At 69.7% G+C, this 16,857-nt stretch carries 16 protein-coding genes and 1 pseudogene; 6 read left to right on the top strand and 11 right to left on the bottom strand.

What is annotated here, in order from left to right; translation table 11 throughout:
• Positions 1-19 precede the first annotated feature (19 nt).
• From AYL44_RS11600 to AYL44_RS11575, 5 genes are all read right to left on the bottom strand, one after another.
• Positions 20-2,284, bottom strand: a complete 2,265-nt coding sequence (locus AYL44_RS11600) for a heavy metal translocating P-type ATPase (protein WP_064003444.1) — start codon at positions 2,282-2,284, stop codon at positions 20-22.
• The gene (locus AYL44_RS11595; protein ID WP_064003443.1) at positions 2,281-2,604 is read right to left on the bottom strand and encodes a heavy-metal-associated domain-containing protein; all 324 of its coding nucleotides are present in this window, start codon (positions 2,602-2,604) and stop codon (positions 2,281-2,283) included. The genes AYL44_RS11600 and AYL44_RS11595 overlap by 4 nt, the downstream gene beginning before the upstream one ends.
• Before the next feature lie 30 nt (positions 2,605-2,634).
• The gene (locus AYL44_RS11590; protein ID WP_064003442.1) at positions 2,635-2,916 is read right to left on the bottom strand and encodes a metal-sensitive transcriptional regulator; all 282 of its coding nucleotides are present in this window, start codon (positions 2,914-2,916) and stop codon (positions 2,635-2,637) included.
• Between the two features lie 328 nt (positions 2,917-3,244).
• Positions 3,245-3,595 (bottom strand): hypothetical protein, encoded by a 351-nt coding sequence (locus AYL44_RS11585; protein WP_064003441.1) that lies wholly within the window; start codon positions 3,593-3,595, stop codon positions 3,245-3,247.
• Between the two features lie 881 nt (positions 3,596-4,476).
• Complete coding sequence (locus tag AYL44_RS11575; protein ID WP_064003439.1) at positions 4,477-5,022, bottom strand: hypothetical protein; 546 nt, start codon at positions 5,020-5,022, stop codon at positions 4,477-4,479.
• Between the two features lie 532 nt (positions 5,023-5,554).
• Between AYL44_RS11575 and AYL44_RS11570 the strand changes: the two genes are divergently transcribed.
• Positions 5,555-6,358: a MerR family transcriptional regulator gene (locus AYL44_RS11570; protein WP_064003438.1), complete on the top strand. Its 804-nt coding sequence runs from the start codon at positions 5,555-5,557 to the stop codon at positions 6,356-6,358.
• A gap of 7 nt (positions 6,359-6,365) precedes the next feature.
• On the opposite strand, the gene AYL44_RS11565 is transcribed toward AYL44_RS11570, so the two are convergent.
• Positions 6,366-6,839, bottom strand: a complete 474-nt coding sequence (locus AYL44_RS11565; protein WP_064003437.1) for a MarR family winged helix-turn-helix transcriptional regulator — start codon at positions 6,837-6,839, stop codon at positions 6,366-6,368.
• 81 nt (positions 6,840-6,920) lie between these two features.
• Here AYL44_RS11565 and AYL44_RS11560 point away from each other — a divergent pair.
• Positions 6,921-7,700 (top strand): annotated as a pseudogene (locus tag AYL44_RS11560) (SDR family NAD(P)-dependent oxidoreductase).
• A gap of 23 nt (positions 7,701-7,723) precedes the next feature.
• On the opposite strand, the gene purU reads toward AYL44_RS11560, so the two are convergent.
• The 3 genes from purU to AYL44_RS11545 form a co-directional block, all read right to left on the bottom strand.
• Positions 7,724-8,602, bottom strand: coding sequence for a formyltetrahydrofolate deformylase (gene purU, locus AYL44_RS11555; protein WP_064003436.1), 879 nt, complete (start codon positions 8,600-8,602; stop codon positions 7,724-7,726).
• A gap of 56 nt (positions 8,603-8,658) precedes the next feature.
• On the bottom strand, positions 8,659-10,143 hold the full coding sequence (locus tag AYL44_RS11550; protein ID WP_064003435.1) for a peptide MFS transporter: 1,485 nt from the start codon (positions 10,141-10,143) through the stop codon (positions 8,659-8,661).
• 66 nt (positions 10,144-10,209) lie between these two features.
• On the bottom strand, positions 10,210-11,925 hold the full coding sequence (locus tag AYL44_RS11545) for a long-chain-fatty-acid--CoA ligase (protein ID WP_064003434.1): 1,716 nt from the start codon (positions 11,923-11,925) through the stop codon (positions 10,210-10,212).
• Positions 11,926-12,030: 105 nt separating this feature from the next.
• Here AYL44_RS11545 and AYL44_RS11540 point away from each other — a divergent pair, with 105 nt between their 5' ends.
• The 3 genes from AYL44_RS11540 to menC are packed head-to-tail and all read left to right on the top strand — an operon-like array spanning position 12,031 to position 14,795.
• Complete coding sequence (locus tag AYL44_RS11540) at positions 12,031-12,924, top strand: WcbI family polysaccharide biosynthesis putative acetyltransferase (protein ID WP_064003433.1); 894 nt, start codon at positions 12,031-12,033, stop codon at positions 12,922-12,924.
• Between the two features lie 18 nt (positions 12,925-12,942).
• Positions 12,943-13,638: a GNAT family N-acetyltransferase gene (locus AYL44_RS11535; protein WP_064003432.1), complete on the top strand. Its 696-nt coding sequence runs from the start codon at positions 12,943-12,945 to the stop codon at positions 13,636-13,638.
• Positions 13,639-13,661: 23 nt separating this feature from the next.
• Entirely contained in the window at positions 13,662-14,795 is a 1,134-nt protein-coding gene (gene menC / locus AYL44_RS11530; protein ID WP_064003431.1) for an o-succinylbenzoate synthase, read from the top strand.
• 17 nt (positions 14,796-14,812) lie between these two features.
• On the opposite strand, the gene AYL44_RS11525 is transcribed toward menC, so the two are convergent.
• Both AYL44_RS11525 and AYL44_RS11520 read right to left on the bottom strand, forming a co-directional pair.
• Positions 14,813-15,082, bottom strand: coding sequence for a hypothetical protein (locus AYL44_RS11525; protein ID WP_064003430.1), 270 nt, complete (start codon positions 15,080-15,082; stop codon positions 14,813-14,815).
• Positions 15,083-15,144: 62 nt separating this feature from the next.
• On the bottom strand, positions 15,145-15,519 hold the full coding sequence (locus tag AYL44_RS11520) for a MerR family transcriptional regulator (protein WP_064003429.1): 375 nt from the start codon (positions 15,517-15,519) through the stop codon (positions 15,145-15,147).
• Between the two features lie 56 nt (positions 15,520-15,575).
• Between AYL44_RS11520 and AYL44_RS11515 the strand changes: the two genes are divergently transcribed.
• Positions 15,576-16,787, top strand: a complete 1,212-nt coding sequence (locus AYL44_RS11515; protein ID WP_064003428.1) for an MFS transporter — start codon at positions 15,576-15,578, stop codon at positions 16,785-16,787.
• Positions 16,788-16,857 lie beyond the last annotated feature (70 nt).

The raw sequence follows: 16,857 nt of genomic DNA, 5'->3' as shown, positions 1-16,857 counted from the left end.
GCCGGTGCGGCGGTACGGGTCAGGCCGGTTGGGGCACGGGAACGGGGCTCGTGGGGGCGGATGCCGGGTCGGGTCGGAACCGGCGCAGCCGGAGGCTGTTGGTCACGACGAATACCGACGACAACGCCATCGCCGCTGCGGCGACGAGAGGATTGAGCAGGCCGGCCATCGCGATCGGGATAGCGGCGACGTTATACGCGAACGCCCAGAACAGGTTCCCCTTGATGGTGCCGAGGGTGCGGCGGGAGAGGCGGATCGCGTCGGCGACGACGGTGAGGTCGCCGGAGACGACGGTGATGTCGCTGGCGGCGATCGCCGCGTCCGTGCCTCCGCCCATGGCCAGGCCGAGGTCGGCGGCGGCGAGGGCGGCGGCGTCGTTGACGCCGTCACCGACCATCGCGACCACATGCCCGTCGGCCTGGAGTTGGCGGATCACATCGAGCTTTCCGGCGGGCGTGACCTCGGCGTGCACGTCGGGGATGCCAACCTCCGCGGCGATCCGTGCGGCGGTGGTGGTGTTGTCGCCGGTGAGCAGCACCGGGCGCAACCCGAGCGCCTGGAAGCGGGCGATCGCGGCGGCGCTGGTTGGCTTCACAGTATCGGCCACCCCAATCGCGCCGAGGTATTGCCCGTCGCGACCGACCGCGATCGCGGTACCGGTTCGGGCGAGAGCCCCCAGCTCGGCGGCGGCTTCGGCCGGCGGGTGGATGCCCCACTGCTCCGCCAGCCAGGACGCCCGGCCCGCAACGACGGCGGATCCGTCCACGAGCCCCTGGACGCCGAACCCGGCGTGCGACGCGAAGCTGTCTGCGTAGGCGCCCGTGGGGGCGGCAGCGGTGACGGCACGGGCGACCGGGTGCTCAGATCCTGCCTCGACCGCGGCGGCAACGCGCAACAGCTCGTCCCGGGTGACACCGGCGACGGGGCGGATGTCGGTGACGGTCATCTGACCGGTGGTGACTGTGCCGGTCTTGTCGAGCACGATGGTGTCGACGGTGCGGGTCTGCTCCAGCACTTGCGGTCCACGAATCAGAATGCCCAGCTGGGAGCCGCGGCCGGTTCCGACCAGCAACGCGGTGGGGGTGGCGAGCCCGAGCGCACAGGGGCACGCGATGATCAGGGTGGCGACCGCCGCGGTGAACGCCAGCTCGAGCGAGGCTCCGGCGATTGTCCAGCCGAGGAACGCGGCCACGGCCAGTCCGATGACGATGGGGACGAAGACGGCAGACACGCGGTCCGCGATGCGCTGCACCTTGGCCTTGCCGGTCTGGGCTTCCTCCATCAGCCGGCGCATCCGGGCAAGCTCTGTGTCCGCGCCGACCCGGGTGATTTCGACGATGAGGCGACCGCCGACGTTCACCGTCGCGCCGACCACACGGGAACCGGCGGCCACTTCGACGGGCACCGATTCTCCGGTGAGCATGCTCGCGTCAATCGCGGAGGAACCATCGATCACCAGCCCGTCCGAGGGAACCTTCTCCCCCGGTCGGACAAGCACGGTGTCTCCTACCGCAAGCTGCGCGACCGGCACCGTCCGTTCGGCACCGTCGACGAGCTGTGTGGCGTGCTTCGCGCCCATCTCCAGCAGTGCCCGCAGCGCCTCCGACGATGACTTCTTCGCGCGTGCTTCGGCGTACCGGCCGGCGAGGATGAAGACGGTGACCAGCGCCGCGACTTCCAGGTAGATCTCGTGGCCGCCGGCCTGCGGGGTGCCGATGAGGGTGAAGGTCATCGTCATCCCGGGCATGCCTGCCCCGCCGAAGAACAGTGCGTAGAGGGACCATCCGAACGCGGCGATCACGCCGACGCTAATGAGGGTGTCCATGGTCGCCGCGCCGTGACGGGCGTTGACCGCCGCGGCCCGGTGAAAGGGCCACGCCCCCCATACCGCGACCGGGGCGGTGAGGGTGAGCGCCAGCCACTGCCAGTACTCGAACTGCAACGCCGGGACCATCGACAGCACCGCGACCGGCAACGACAGTGAAGTGCTGATCAGCAGCCGGCGCCGCAGCGCCCCTACCTCGTCAGCCTCCGAGCTGCGCGCTTCCTCGGCGTGGTCATCGCTTGCCGGCGGTGCGGGTAGGGCTGCCTGGTAACCGGCGGATTCGACCGTGGCGATGAGGGTGGCGGGGTCGACGTCGTGCCCGCGAACACGTGCTTTTTCGGTGGCGTAGTTCACCGTCGCTTCCACACCGGGAAGCTTGTTCAGCTTGCGTTCGATCCGGGTGGCGCACGACGCGCACGTCATCCCGGAGATATCGAGCTCGACGTCGACAGTGCTCATGCGGGGCTACCTGCCAGGGTGTAGCCAGCCTCCTCGACCGCGGCCTTCACTGCGTCAGAGTCGATCGGCCCGGCGCTGTGAATGGTGACGCGCGACGTACCGCCGGCATTCAGGTCGACCGTGACGTTCTCCACACCGTCGAGGGCGGTCAGCTCCTCGGTGACGCTCAACACGCAATGCGAGCACGTCATCCCGTCGACCAGGACGTCGTTCGTGACGGCGGCGGAGGTCGATGCGGGAGCGTCTGTCGTTGCCGATGTGGCGCAGCAGGCGCAGCCGGCGTTGGTGTCTTTCAGACCGAGGTCGATGCGGTCAGTCATGATGTGCTCCTCCAAATGGATTAGGTGTGATCAAGAACGGACGAGACGGGCAATGGCGTCGTTGGCCTCACGGATCTTCTCTGCAGCCACCTGGCCTCCTTCGGCGCTCGCTTCCGCGACGCAATGACTCAGGTGGTCTCCCAGCAGGGACAAAGCGACCGTTTCCAAGGCCTTCGTCGCAGCAGACACCTGCGTGAGGATGTCAATGCAGTATTTGTCTTCATCGACCATGCGCGCGATCCCGCGCACCTGGCCCTCAATCCGACGCAGACGCTTCTGCAGGTCGTCCTTGTTACCCTCATAACCGTTCACGTTTATACCGTACCCCCCTAGGGTATGTGCCGCAAGCAGTTCTGTCTTGTGCTGGAGAACGATCGTTGAACTGCGTTAGATCAGGGCGTCAGGTGCGCTGTCTGCGGCTGGCCCGGAGTCTTTCCTGCGTCACCGTGCGAAGAGAGCCGGAAATGGCGGCGCCCACACACAGCGTCGCGATGATGGGCATTCCGACGAAGAGGCCTTCGCGAGGTCGGCGCCTCTGGCCAGTGCTCCGATGAGAACCGCCCCTGCGCTAGAAACGATCGTTTTCGGCAGGGGTGTTCAAGGCCCCGCACGTGCTGAGCGCTGCCTACTAGTGGACGCGCTAAGCGATCGGTCGGAGGATGCCGTGGTCGACGGGAAACTGCGTCGAGTAGTACAGCTCGGTTGCAGAGGTGTTTCCCCAGTCGTCCTTCTGCGGGCGGATGCCGCCGGGCGAGACTTCGGCGACACGCACCTTCAGCCAGGATCCATCGTCCAGACGGAGCTCATAGGGGTCCGCGAGATACGTGAGCCCCAACGTGTCAAGCGTCTCCTCCGCGGTCAACCAGTCCACGGCCTCAGTGCGGCTGCGACCAAGCAGATCGATGGCGACGAAATCCTCACCGGCCGGCTTCATCCACCCCAACAGCTCGCCATCATCGGAACGTCGATGCTCAATCCAGTCCGCGTCCATCCAAACAGCCTAAGACGCCGAGATATCTCGCCCACTGCTGCTTCGAGCGGCGGACCGTAATCGATCGTCTTCGGCGGGGGAGCCTGACCCGGTTCAACATACGTCCTCGCCCTCGGTCAAAATGAGGACGGAACCTACACCATCGGCCCCGCAGGATTCGCTGTCTTCCTCGTCCAGGGCGACACGATCGTCAACGACGTCACGGGAGACAAGTACGCCCCAGCGGACTTGCGAGAGTAGCCCTCCTCAGCCCGCCCACCAGGCCACCGAAAACGCCCGCCGATCGTTTTCGGTGAAAAGCCACCGCCGCACCTCAGGGTTCGCCGGCGCCGCTTAGGGCCATGGAGCGATAAAGACTTGGGCTCTGTCTGACAGGGATTGACCGCCCCCGGCGAACTCATCTCCATCTGCGACGAGGTACAACGACAAGTTCTCCGCGCCCTCCCCTAACTTCGTTCCTGACCACAAGTAGCCCTGGTCGACGATCTGGGCCGGCTCAGTGCAGGCAACGAAGCCGACCCCGGGAGAGTCGAGCCTTTGCAAGGCGAGACAGATGAGCCGCTCATCACTGGTGCCCTTCTCCCCGGCAACAATCCATCCACGTGTCTCACCGTGGTCGAAAAGCCATAGCGCGGAGCTTGCGTCTAAGCGAACAGCGAAGGGGGCCGCACTGGGGACGTACGTATCCATCGGCTCTTGCGGCGAGTCCAGAACGGAGAACAGTTCGTTGGCGGCGACGGCTGCTGGTGAGGCGACGGGGGTATGGGGAGGGCTGCTCGCCAGGTCCGAGGCAGTGCACCCCGTCAGCGCGATCAGCAGGAGTCCCAGACCGAGAGGCCACCGCCAGGGGGAGCCCCGGCGATGACCTCTCACTGAACGAGTCATTCGAGTCCAGCGTCCGGTACCCGGAGCAACGCGAACTCGTCTCCCAGGCTGATGCAAGTTTCCGCAGCCCGTCGGCTCTGCTCCTTCGGGGCTTCCACGACAAGGTTCGTGCCGACCTTCTCGACGCTGCCGCGATCACCTGCCGCCGCGAAGTCCGGGATGAGATAGACGCGTGCGGCGTCGACCGCCGGGGTGCTGACGCTGATGCCGAGCCCCTGAGCGGCGAATTGCTCCGGAGTTGCGACCGCAACCGCCGAAACCCCACCCGGGAGGACGGCGACGAGCGCAACACCTCCGTCAAGAGATGATCCAGCCGCGTAAGTCGCCGACCCGACCTTCCCCAGGACCCGCAGTGAATCCGGGTCGACCGTCTCGCTCAGCCCGTCAGCTTCACCAGCAAGTCGCGTATCCCGGCTCGTCGGGAGCGTGTCGAGCACGCGCAGGTCATCCGACGACGTGTCGGCGGTGCGCATCGGGCCCGTGCCGGTGCCATTTCGGGAAATGTCGAGCTTGATCGTGCCCGGGTCGGTGGGGTCGATCACGAAACGCCATTTGCCGGTACTGCGGGCGGTTCGAGCGGGGTTATTGATCCGGCAAGGGTCGGTCAGTACCAGGTCTCCTGTTTCGCGCTGCTGTTGGAGTACACCTGACTCCACGCTGCATGTACAGCGGCCCCCGGAACCAGCAGTCCCACCGCCACCGCGCCCCCGACCAGCGCCTTGATCAGCTGACGTGGTGTTCCACGTGTGCTTTTCGACATCCTCGTACCCCCCGATTGTGAAGCGCCTCCATGACGCGTGCGCTCATGCTCACCCAGACGCGTGCCTCAGAGTGATGAGCGCGTCATCGCGCGAAACACGGCAATGCAGATCGTTCGGGTGAGTGGGCGGCCAGGTTGCGCACCACGTTTCCGGTCGACGTCTCGGCGTCTTGTCCGCGATGAGGCCGAAAACGATCATTTTCGGGGCAGCCTCTATGCGTGGTCTTCACAGGCGCACGACTAACGCGGCCCACGAGGCTGAACCCGGCGGGGCTTGACCCTCACACGGTGTCAGACTGTGGCCTGGGATCACCATGTTGAGTATCGGAGAGTTCGCCCGCCTCGCCGGCGTCTCGGTGCGGATGCTGCGTCACTACGACCAGCTCGGTCTGCTGCGCCCGCAGCGGGTCGATCCCTTCTCGGGATACCGCTCCTACGCCGCGTCGCAGTTGGACCGCGCCAATCGACTGGTCGCGCTGAAGGACCTCGGCTTCACGCTGGAGCAGGTCGGCGTCATGCTCGACGACGGGATGTCGTCGAGCGAGGTCGCCGTGCTCCTGCGCGAGCGGCGGGTCGAGCTCGCGGCCCAGATCGACGCGGACCGGCAGCGCCTGCACGAGGTCGAGACGAGGCTCCGATCGATCGAGAAGGAGAATCCCATGTCCGAGTACACCGAGACTGCGCTGCCCGAGCTGACGATCGTTCAGCTGTCGGCGAAGGTCGACGAGATGTCCCAGATCGAAGGCGAGATCAGCGAAATGTTCCAGCAAGTCGGCGCGCTGATCGAGGCCGCCGGTGCCACCCGCGTCGGCCCCGGCGTCGCCGTCTACACCACGGTCGACGACGGCATGATCGCTGCGGCGGCGGAGCAGATCGGCGATGCGCCCGTGCCCGATGGACTCGAGCGCGCGGTGGTGCCGCGGCATCCGCGTGCCGTCTCCACCCGCTTCGACGCGGCCGACCTCAGCGGCATCCAGGCCGCGTGGCAGGCGCTCGTCGCCGAGATCGAGCGCCGCGGGTTGCGGTTCGACGGCCCGGCACGCGAGATCTACGAGCAGACGCCCTACGACGGTCCCGGCTCGCGCTGGATCGTGGATCTGCAGCAGCCCGTGGCCTGAGCCTGCGTCACGCCCTCCACCCGGGCTCATCGCCGAGGCCGGTGAGGATGCGGTCGGTGATCGTCCGCAGGTGCTTCTGCTGCGCGGCGGTGAGCCGGTCGAGCACCGCCCGTCTCACCAGATCGACGTGGCCGGGGCCCGCCGCGCGACGGGCCTCGGCCCCCGCATCCGTGAGGATCGCGAGGGTGTAACGGCCGTCCGCGGCGTCGGTCTCACGGCGGAGGTATCCGCGCGATTCGAGGCGGGTCGCCGCGCGGGACAGGCGCGAGAGCGAGCTGTGGGCGTACCCGGCGAGCGTGCTCATCCGCAGCCGTCCGTCCTCGGCGCGGGACAGGGCGTAGAGGATGCCGTACTCGAAGTGCGTGAGTGCGGCATCCCTCTGCAGCTGAGCGTCCAGCGCCGCGGGCAGCCACTCGAGCAGCGTCGCCAGCGACGACCAGGTCTCGAGGTCGTCGGGGGAGAGGTCGTCGTCCGCAGTCACCTTCCGAGCCTATGTCATGACTTGCTCAGTCAAGTGATCCGGGCTACCGTCACTTGCTCAGTCAAGTGAAAGGCATCATCGATGGACTTCCAGCTGCGTGACACGCGCGCTCTCATCACCGGTTCGACGCAAGGCATCGGCTTCGCGATCGCCGAGGCCCTCGCCTCAGAAGGCGCCGCCGTCATCCTCAACGGGAGGGATGCCGCACGCACGCACGCGGCGGCCGAGCGGCTCCGCGCGCTCGTCCCCGGAGCGGACGTCGGCGTCGCGCCCGGGGACGTCGCCGACCCGACTGCGCTCTAGGGCCTTCCCGAGGTCGACATCCTCGTCAACAACGCCGGCGCGTTCGGGCTGAACGAGTTCGCCGACGCCGACGATGCGGAGTGGCAGCGTTACCTGGACGTGAACCTGACTGCCGGCGTTCGCCTCTCGCGCCGCGTGCTGCCGGGCATGCTCGAGCGCGGGTGGGGCCGCATCCTCTTCATCGCGAGCGAGTCGGGCGTGAACGTCCCGGCCGACATGATCCCGTACGGCGTCTCGAAGGCGGCGACGATCGCACTCGGAAACGGCCTCGCGAAACTCACGCGCGGCACGCAGGTCACCGTCAACACCGTGCTCGGCGGGCCGACCTTCTCGGACGGCGTCGCGACCGTGATCGAATCGATCGCGGCGGCGCAGGGTGTGCCGGCCGACGCCGTCGCGGCATCCGTCATCGGTCGGAACACGACGACGCTGCTGCAGCGCTTCATCCGACCCGAGGAGATCGCGGCGCTCGTCGCGTTCCTGGCGAGTCCGCGTGCGTCGGCGATCAACGGCGCCGCGCTCCGCGCCGACGGCGGGGTGCTGACCGGGATGCTGTGACGCCGGAACCCCGCGCCCCCGCGTCAGAAGACGATCGTGTGGTTCCCGTGGCGGATGACGCGGTCCTCGGAGTGCCAGCGCACCGCGCGAGACAGCACCTGGCGCTCGACGTCGGCGCCGCGGCGGACGAGCTCGGCGGTCGTGTCGGCGTGCGTGACGCGGATGGTGTCCTGCTCGATGATCGGTCCCTCGTCGAGGTCGCCGGTGACGTAGTGGCTCGTCGCGCCGATGAGCTTCACGCCGCGCTCCTTGGCCTTGCGATATGGCTCGGCGCCGATGAAGGCGGGCAGGAACGAGTGGTGGATGTTGATGACCGGCACCGCGAGCTCCTCGAGGAACTCCGGCGACAAGATCTGCATGTACCGCGCCAGCACGACGAAGTCGACGTTGCCCTTGAGCAGCTCGAGGATCTTCGCCTCGGACGCCGACTTGTCGGGGCCGGGCGTCGACGGCACGTGGAAGAACGGCACCCCGAACGAGCGGACGTCCTCTGCCGACGATGTGTGGTTGGAGATGACCATCGGGATGCTGGTGGGCAGCTCACCGCGACGGTTGCGCCACAGCAGGTCGAGCAGGCAGTGGTCCTGCTTCGACGACAGGATCGCCATGCGCTTGGGCACCGACTGGTCCGTCAGCGACCACTCCAGCTCGAACGGGGCGAGGGTCTCGGCGATCTCCGCCTCGATCGCGGGGCGCTGCGCACCGAAGCCGGGCCGGTGGAACACGACGCGCTGGAAGTACGCTCCGCCCCGGGGATCGTCGGAGTACTGGTCGAACTGCACGATGTTGCCGCCGATCCGTGTGATCATCGCCGAGACGGCGGCGATGATCCCCGGGCTGTCCTTGCCGTGCACGATGAGGCAGGCGTGGTCGGGGTGGAGCTGCGGGGCGGGCGACGTCATCCCTCGATTCTGCCCTGTGAGATGACGGGTGCCGACCGCGTGACGCGCGGCATCCGTCAGCGCACCCCCTTCATGAGCAACAGCACCGGCTTCACGCAGACCAGCAGCAGCACGCCCATCGCGATCGAGATCCCGCCGAGCGTCGCGAAGTACGGCACCTCGTTCGTCGGGTCGTACAGCGTCGCGAGCTGACCGGCGATCGCGGTGCCGAGCGACACCGAGAGGAAGAACAGCGCGACCATCTGCGTCTGGAACCGCTCCGGCGCGAGCTTCGTCGCCGCCGACAGCCCGACCGGCGAGAGCATCAGCTCCGCGATCGTGAAGACGAGCAGGATGCCGACGATCGCCAGCAGCGGCGTCGAGTTCGCCCCGCCACCGGCGAACGGCAGGAAGAGCAGGAACGCGACACCCATGACGGCGACACCCAGCGCGAACTTCACCGGGGTCGAGGGCTGACGCGAGCCGAGCTTCGACCAGACGGCCGTGAACACGCCCGCCAGCAGGATGATGAACACCGGGTTGATCGACTGCACCCACGGGATCGGCATCTCCCAGCCGAACAGGTCGCGGTTCAGGCGCTCGGCCGAGTACAGCGTCACGACCGTGAACTGCTGCTGGTAGAGCGACCAGAAGACGACAGACGTGAGGAACAGAGGCAGGAAGCCCCACACGCGGCTGCGCTCCTGCGTCGTGATCTGCCGGCTCAGCAGGATGACGGCGAAGTACGCGATCGCCGCGAGGATCACTGCCCCGATCACGATCAGCGCCAGGTTGTCGGCGCGGATGACACCGGTCAGGACCAGGACCACGATGACCACGACGGCCGCCGCGCCGATCCCCGCGAAGAGCGGGTAGCGCCCGCGCGGCAGCGGGTTGGGGACGACCCGCGCTTCGGCGGGCAGGCTGCGGCGGCCGAACGAGTACTGCGTGAGGCCGAGCGCCATGCCGAGGGCGGCGAGCCCGAAGCCCCAGTGGAAGCCGAGGGTCGACTGCAGCAGCCCGGTCAGCAGGGGGCCGGCGAACGCGCCGAGGTTGATGCCGAGGTAGAACAGCGAGAAACCGGCATCCCGTCGCGGATCGTCGGCGGCGTACAGGGTGCCGACGACGCTCGTGGCGGTCGCCTTGAGCCCACCCGATCCGAAGGCGACGAGGATCAGGCCGACGGTCACGCCCGCGAAGCCGGGGAGCAGCGCGAGGGCGATGTGCCCCGCCATGATGACGATCGCGCTGAGGAACAGGACGCGCTCGGCGCCGAGGATGCGGTCGGCGATCCACGCCCCGAGCACGGTCGACAGGTACACCGCGCCGCCGTACGCGCCGACGATGCTCGCGGCGACCGTCTTGTCGACCCCGAGCCCGCCGTCGGTGACGGAGAAGTACAGGTACAGGAGCAGGATGCCCTGCATGCCGTAGAAACTGAAGCGCTCCCACATCTCGACGCCGAACACGTGCGCGAGCGCGAACGGCTGGCCGAAGAATCGGGTGTCGCGCGCTGCGGTGTCGTCGGAGGACGGGAGGTCGACGGGAGGTACGTTCCGCATTCGTCCCAGGTTAGGCGCGTGTCCTGGACGGGGCGCCCAGGTTGTGCCGCACCGCGCGCGGGTGTATCAGTCCGCGTCAGCGGCGCGCGTCGCGTGCCGGTCGGCGACGAGGGTGTCGCGCACACGACGGCGGAGCACCTTGCCGATGAGGGATTTCGGCAGCTCGTCCCAGACGACGTAGGTCGTCGGCCGCTTGTACTCCGCGAGCCGCTCGCGAGCCAGCTCGCGTGCGGCGGCCTCGTCGAACGTCGCACCCTCCTCGAGGACGACGACCGCCGTGACGACCTCGGCACCACCGCCGCGGGGGATGCCGACGACCGCCGTCTCGGCGACGCCCGGCGTCCCGGTCACGACCTGCTCGACCTCCGACGGGGCGACGTTGAAGCCGCCCGTGATGATGAGCTCCTTCTTGCGGTCGACGACCGTGACGAAGCCGTCCTCGTCCTGCTGTACGAGATCGCCGGTGCGCACCCAACCGCCCTCGAGCAATGTCGCCGCCGTCTCCTCGGGGCGGTTCCAGTAACCGGCGAACACCTGCGGCCCGTGGATGAGCAGTTCGCCGGTCTCGCCCTGCGCCACCTCGCGGGTCGGTTCCTCCGGGTCGACGACCTTGATGTCGGTGGAGGGGAACGGGATGCCGATGGCCCCGATGCGGCGCGAGTCGTCGAACGGGTTGGCCAGGGCGATGGGACTCGTCTCGGTGAGGCCGTAGCCCTCGTTGAGCATGCTGCCGGCGAGCTTCTCCCAGCGCGAGACGACGGCGGGCGTGAGGGTCATCGCACCCGAGATCGAATACACGACGCGGCTCAGGTCGAGGTCGCCGTCGCGGGCGACCCGGGCCAGCCGGTCGAACATCGGCGGGACGGCGGGGATGAACGTTGGGGGGAACCGCTTCGCGGCATCCACCACCAGGTTGGGGTCGAACGTCGGGAACAGGACGGCGCGCGACCCGGTCTCGACGGAGTAGATGACCGACAGCAGCAGCCCGAAGGAATGGAACATCGGCAGCAGTCCGTAGATGCTGCCCTCGCCGTGGTGGAACTCCGGCATCCACGCGGCGCCCATGCGGGCGTTGGCCCACAGGTTGCCGTGGGTGATCATGGCGCCCTTCGGGACCCCGGTGGTCCCCGAGGTGTACTGCAGGCAGGCGAGGTCGTCGCGGCTCGGCCGCGGGTGGTCCGCGGCCAGGGCGGCGGAGTTCTCGAGCCGCCCGAACGGGATCGTCCCGGGTGCGGCGCCCGTGAGCTTGTCGCGCGACTCCCGGGCCTTCGCGACGGGGAGGCGCAGCAGCAGCCGCGTCGTCAGCGGCATGGCGGTGGTCACGTCGACCGAGACGACGTCGCGGATGCCGAGCTCGGCCGGCAGCGACTGCACGAGCGGCGCCACCTTGTCCCACGCGATGACGGTGCGCGCGCCGTGGTCGTGGAACTGCACCTCGAGTTCGTCCCGCGTGTAGAGCGGGTTGTGCTCGACGACGACGGCACCGAGCCGCAGCACCGCGTAGAAAGCGATGACGTGCTGCGGCGCGTTCGGCATGATCAGTGCGACGCGGTCGCCGGCGCCGACGCCGAGCTTCCGCAGGCCCTCGGCGACGCGCGCGACCCTCGCCCCGAGCTCGTCGTAGGTCACCGTCCGGCCGAAGAACGCGATCGCGTCGCCCTCGCCGTATTGGGCGACGCGCTGCTCGAGCAGATCGACGAGCGAGCCGGTGACGGGTTCGATGTCGACCGGCGTGCCGGCGGCGTAGAAGCGGTTCCAGGCGCGGGTCTCGTTCAGGTGCACGGCGACGATCCTAGGCAGCGGGGGTGTCGCGCGCGTGCCCCTTGCTCGCGAGGGGCACGCGCGCAAGCGTTCGCGGCGACGGATGCGGCCTGCGACGCTCGAGCGATGATCACCGATGCGCACCCCGCCCCCCGGGACCACGACGCCGGCTTCTTCGGCGACCTGCCCCGCGCGGACTACGGGGTCGTCGTCGGCAACTGCCAGGCCGAATCGGTGCGCCTCGTCCTCGATTCCGACGAGCTGCCGCTCGTGCGCGTCCCTCCCGTGTACCTGCTGGATGCCGCCGCGACCCGCCGCCTGCACGAGGTGGTCGCGGGCGCCGCGGCGCTCATCGCGCAGCCGGTGAAGGACGACTACCACGGGCTTCCCCTGGGGACGCGGCAGCTCGCGGCATCCCTCCCGCCGTCGGGCCGGGCAGTCACCTTCCCGATCGTCCGCTTCACCGGCCTGCACCCCTTCCAGGCCGCGCTGCACGTGCCGGGCGTCGAGGAGACGCCGCCGCTCGTCGCGTACCACGACGTCCGCACGCTCGCGCTGGCGGCCGGGGCGCCCGTGCGGGAGCGGCTCGACCCCGACGGCGTCCGCGCCGAGGCCGCCGCCTCGCTCGCCGAACTCCGCCGGCGCGAGGAGACCCTCGACGTCGCGGCGTCGGATCTGTTCGCCGAGCCCCGGTTCGACCTCGTCCGCACGGTGAACCATCCGGGCAACGAGGTGATCGTCGCGCTCGGCGACCGGATCCTGCGTGCGCTCGGCCGCGACGGTGCCGCGCGCGACCCGGGCCGACCCCTCCTGAACGCGGTCCACGCGCCGCGCGAGGACTGGGTGATCGACGCGTGGGGGCTCGACGCCCACGCGGTCCCGGACTGGACGGTCGACGGGCGACGCGTCGACCCCGCCGAGGTCCGCGACGCGCACCTCGCCTGGTACCGGGAGCACCCGCAGTTCGTCCGCGGCGCGGTCGACCGGCTGCGGCCCACGCTGGAGCGCTGGCGCCGCTGATCGGCGTAGCGTGGCGGCATGGCTGACGGGCTCGACATCCGCGAACTGCACACGATCGACGAGATGGTCGCCGCGAGCGGCGTGTTCGAAGCGGTCTGGGGTTCGCCCGACGGCGGGATGCCACCCAACCTGCTGCGGGCTCTCGAGCACTCCGGCAACTACGTCGTCGGGGTGTACGACGGCGACCGCATGATCGCGGCGTCGGCGGCGTTCTTCGGGCCCCCGGCATCCCGCAGCATGCACTCCCACGTCACGGGTGTGCTCCCCGATGCGCAGGCGCGCGGGATCGGGCGGGCGCTGAAGGCGCACCAGCGCGAGTGGGCGTTCGCGCGCGAGGTCGGCACGATCACCTGGACCTTCGACCCGCTCATCGCCCGCAACGCGTACTTCAACCTCGCGGTCCTCGGCGCGCGGGTCACCGACTACCTCGTCGACCACTACGGCGACATGGGCGACGCGATCAACAGCGGCGACGAGAGCGACCGGCTGCACGTCGCGTGGCACCTCGCCTCGCCGGTGCCCACGCCCGACGCGGCCGAGGTGGTCGCCACCGTCGCGATCCCGACCGACGTCGAGGCGCTCCGTCGGACGGATCCGGATGCCGCGACCCGGGCGCGCCACGAGGTACGCGCCGCGTTCCGGGCGCAGTTCGACGCGGGTCTCGTCGTGGGCGGGTTCCGCACCGGCGAGGGCTACCTCTTCGTCCGGCCCTGACGCCGCGCGCGTAGCCTGAGCCCATGCCGCTCGCCCAGCCCGCCGCATCCGTCCGCCTCGACCGACTCGAGCTGCGGGTCCTGCGCATCCCGCTCATCGCGCCGTTCACGACGTCGTTCGGGACGATGACCGATCGCGAGGTCATCGTCGTGCGCGCGCGGACCGACGCGGGCGACGGCTGGGGTGAGATCGTCACGCAGAGCGCGCCGGTCTATTCGAGCGAGTACACGCAGGGCGCGTGGGACGTCGCGACGCGCTGGCTCGGCCCGGCCCTGCTGCACCGCGGTGAGCTCGCGCCCGAGCAGGTCGCCCCGACGCTCGATCCGTTCGTCGGCCACCGCATGGCGAAGGCAGGTCTCGAGCTCGCCGTCCTCGACGCGGCGCTGCGCTCTGAGGGGCGCTCGTTCGCGTCGTACCTCGGCGCCACGGCGGCGACGATCCCGTCGGGGGTGAGCGTCGGCATCCAATCCGACCCGGCGGCGCTCGTCGAGACCGTCCGCGGCTACCTCGACGAGGGGTACGTGCGCATCAAGATCAAGATCAAGCCCGGTCGCGACATCGCCGAGACGGATGCCGTGCGTTCCGCGTTCCCCGAGATCCCGCTGCAGGTCGACGCGAACTCCGCCTACACCCTCGCCGACGCCGACACCCTGGCGCAGCTCGACCGCTTCGGTCTGCTACTCATCGAGCAGCCGCTGCAGGAGGACGACATCGTCGACCACGCCGCCCTCGCCCAGCAGCTGAAGACCCCGATCTGCCTCGACGAGTCGATCACCTCGGTGAAGGCCGCGCGCGACGCGCTGGCACTCGGCGCGACGACCGTGATCAACGTCAAGGCGGGCCGCGTCGGCGGCTACCTCGAGGCGCTCCGCATCGCCGACCTCTGCGAGTCGGCGGGGATCCCGGTGTGGTGCGGCGGAATGCTCGAAACCGGCATCGGACGTGCCGCGAACGCGGCGCTCGCCGCGCACCCCGCGTTCACGCTGCCGGGTGACGTCTCGGCATCCGCTCGGTTCTACACGGAGGACATCGTGACGGAGCCGGCCGTGCTCGAGGACGGGCACGTGCGGGTACCGACCGGTCCCGGGCTGGGCGTCGAGGTCGACCTCGACGCGCTCGAGCGGTTCACCGTGGCGCGCGAGACGCTGCGGCGCTGAGGGCGCTCAGGCGCGCGTCACCACCAGATGCCGCCGCCGAGCGAGATCCCACCCCAGGTGAGCAGGACGAAGATGCCCGCGAAGACGACGGGGGCGATGCCCTTCCCCCGCCGGGCGAGACCCTTCAGTAGAGCGATGACGACGAGCACGGCCGCGATGAGCGACAGTCCGCCGCCGAGGATCAGCCCGATGAAGGCCGGGATCGGCATGAGGATGAGGCCGAGGAGCCCCACCCAGAAGGCGGCCCAGGCGGTCGGGTTCGAGCGGCGTTCGGTGGCGTAGGACATGGACCCATCCTCCCCTGAGGCGTCGGATGCCGCGATGGGGCTGTCCCGAAGGATCGGGCGTGCTAGTGCGCGAGCAGGTCGGCGTGCGCGGACCGGCCGAGGTACAGCGCGACGGCGTCGCGGCTCTTGGTGAGGCAGGCGAGGCGGTCGTCGAGTGCCTGCAGCTCGGCGGCGAGCTCCTCGGCCAGGGCGCGGGTGCACGACGGGGGCTGCGTCGCCCGGCAGTCCGCCTCGAGGTCGAGGACGACCTTCACCATGCGGGTGGACAGTCCCGCCTGGATCAGACCGCGCACCCGCTGGGCGCGCTCGACGGCGTCGTCGTCGTACTCGCGGTAGCCGTTGTCCGCGCGATCCGAGGCGAGCAGTCCCTGCTCCTCGTAGTAGCGCAGCATCCGCTGCGGGATGCCGGTGCGCGCCGTGACCTCGCCGATCCTCATCCCGTCCCCGATCGCCGCTTGACCTTCACATTGATGTGAGACTCTACGCTCGAGGCATGAGCACGTCCACCGCTTCGGTCCCCACCACGGCCACCAGTGCGCCGCGGTTCCCGCTCGGAGCGCTGCTGCTGCTCAGCCTCGCCGTCTTCGTGACCGTGACGGCGGAGTCGCTCCCCGCCGGCCTGCTGCCCGAGATGGTCGCGGGGCTGCAGACCGACCCGCTCGGCGTGGGTCTACTCATCTCGGTGTGGGCGCTGACGGTGATCGTCACGAGCATCCCGCTCGCGCGCCTGACCGCGCGGTTCGACAGGCGCCTCGTCGCCGCGGGAGCCCTCGCCGCCTTCGCGGTCGCGAACGCCGCGACCGCGCTCGCCCCGACGTACGAGGTCGCCGTCGCGACGCGCATCGCGGCGGGTGTCGCGCACGGGCTCTTCTGGGCGATCGTCATCGTTTACGCGACGTCGCTGCTGGCCCCGTCCCACTTGGGGCGCGGGCTCGCCCTGGTGACGGCGGGCGGCACGGTCGCGACGCTCGCGGGCCTTCCGGCCGGTGCGCTCATCGCGCAGCTGCTGTCGTGGCGCTGGTCGTTCGGCGTGCTCGCGTTCGTCGCGTTCGCCCTCGCCGCGGCGATCGCGATCCGGCTGCCGCGGCGGACGCCCGAGCCGGCGCTGCCGAGGGCGGAGCGTCCGACCGGAGCGGATGCCTCGCTCCTCCCCATCGTGCTCTTCGCGGCGGCCGCGCTCGTGTTCGCCCTCGCCCAGTTCGGGACCTTCACTTATGTGCGCCCGCTGCTCGAGGTGTCGGCGGGGGCTCCGGCCGCGCAGATCCCGGTGCTGCTGTTCGGGTACGGCGCCGCCGGACTCCTCGGTGTCGTCGCGGCGGGCCCGTTGGCCGACCGGTGGCCGCGGGCGTCGCTCGTGGTCGCCCTCGCAGGTCTGGCGGCGGCCTTCGGCATCCTGAGTGTGGCGGCCGACACCCCGCTCATGTACGTCGCGCTCGCGGTGTGGGGTCTCACGATCGGCGCCTACTTCCCGCTGCAGCAGTCGATGCTGATGCGCATCGCGACCGATCGCACGCGGACGCTCGCCAGCGCCGGCACCGTCGTCACCTTCAATGTCGGCATCGCCGCCGGTCCGTGGCTCGGCGACCTCGTCGGCGGCGCCGCCCACCCGACGGGAGCCACCGCGCTCTCGGCCGGTGCGGTCCTGATCGCCCTCGTGCTCGTCGTCGCCGCGCTCCTCACAGCCACGCCCCGCGGCCTCGCCTGAGCGCCGGCGTCAACGGATGCAATGGATCCGCCCCGACACGCCGTCCACCGAGCGGATGCCGCGGCGTGTC

This window comes from Microbacterium oleivorans (assembly GCF_001644225.1).
GTDB lineage: Bacteria > Actinomycetota > Actinomycetes > Actinomycetales > Microbacteriaceae > Microbacterium > Microbacterium gawkjiense.
The sequence above is the reverse complement of the archived record's forward strand: the minus strand, read 5'-3'. Positions and strand labels throughout refer to the sequence as shown.

What these genes read in the sequence shown, in the direction of transcription:
- AYL44_RS11600 (WP_064003444.1), bottom strand. Translation starts at nt 2,284, where the DNA reads ATGAGCACTGTCGACGTCGAGCTCGATATCTCCGGGATGACGTGCGCG.
- AYL44_RS11595 (WP_064003443.1), bottom strand. Translation starts at nt 2,604, where the DNA reads ATGACTGACCGCATCGACCTCGGTCTGAAAGACACCAACGCCGGCTGC.
- AYL44_RS11585 (WP_064003441.1), bottom strand. Translation starts at nt 3,595, where the DNA reads ATGGACGCGGACTGGATTGAGCATCGACGTTCCGATGATGGCGAGCTG.
- AYL44_RS11570 (WP_064003438.1), top strand. Translation starts at nt 5,555, where the DNA reads ATGTTGAGTATCGGAGAGTTCGCCCGCCTCGCCGGCGTCTCGGTGCGG.
- purU (WP_064003436.1), bottom strand. Translation starts at nt 8,602, where the DNA reads ATGACGTCGCCCGCCCCGCAGCTCCACCCCGACCACGCCTGCCTCATC.
- AYL44_RS11550 (WP_064003435.1), bottom strand. Translation starts at nt 10,143, where the DNA reads ATGCGGAACGTACCTCCCGTCGACCTCCCGTCCTCCGACGACACCGCA.
- AYL44_RS11540 (WP_064003433.1), top strand. Translation starts at nt 12,031, where the DNA reads ATGATCACCGATGCGCACCCCGCCCCCCGGGACCACGACGCCGGCTTC.
- AYL44_RS11535 (WP_064003432.1), top strand. Translation starts at nt 12,943, where the DNA reads ATGGCTGACGGGCTCGACATCCGCGAACTGCACACGATCGACGAGATG.
- menC (WP_064003431.1), top strand. Translation starts at nt 13,662, where the DNA reads ATGCCGCTCGCCCAGCCCGCCGCATCCGTCCGCCTCGACCGACTCGAG.
- AYL44_RS11525 (WP_064003430.1), bottom strand. Translation starts at nt 15,082, where the DNA reads ATGTCCTACGCCACCGAACGCCGCTCGAACCCGACCGCCTGGGCCGCC.
- AYL44_RS11520 (WP_064003429.1), bottom strand. Translation starts at nt 15,519, where the DNA reads ATGAGGATCGGCGAGGTCACGGCGCGCACCGGCATCCCGCAGCGGATG.
- AYL44_RS11515 (WP_064003428.1), top strand. Translation starts at nt 15,576, where the DNA reads ATGAGCACGTCCACCGCTTCGGTCCCCACCACGGCCACCAGTGCGCCG.